The sequence below is a fragment of the Xanthomonas sp. SHU 308 genome (assembly GCF_000364645.1).
Lineage (GTDB): Bacteria > Pseudomonadota > Gammaproteobacteria > Xanthomonadales > Xanthomonadaceae > Xanthomonas_A > Xanthomonas_A sontii.
Window position 1 is genome coordinate 1 of sequence record NZ_AQOK01000646.1, and the last position, 318, is coordinate 318.

Annotated in this window: 1 protein-coding gene; it reads left to right on the plus strand. The window is 77.0% G+C overall.

Annotated elements, in window-relative coordinates:
* Positions 1-318: citrate/2-methylcitrate synthase (locus D588_RS25280; RefSeq protein WP_043085800.1), on the plus strand; the 318-nt coding region annotated here is incomplete at both ends.

The following is a 318-nucleotide window of genomic DNA, read 5'->3' on the forward strand; positions in this document are numbered from 1 at the left end:
CGCGCCACGGCGGCGCCACCGCCCGCGCCCACGCCCTGCTGCGCGACGCCCAGGACGCGCCCAGTGCCGCCGCCCTGATCGCCGAACGCTGGCAGCGCGGCGACGACCTGCCCGGCTTCCACCACGCCCTGTATCCCGACGGCGACCCGCGCGCGGCCGAAGTGCTGCGCCTGCTGCGCGAACGCAGCGTCGCCAGCGCGCGCATGCAGCACGTGGATTCGGTGATCGCCGCCGCCCAGGACTGCAGCGGCCAGCGCCCGAACATCGACTGCCTGCTGGCCGCGCTCTGCTTCGTCCACGACCTGCCGGCGGGGGGGG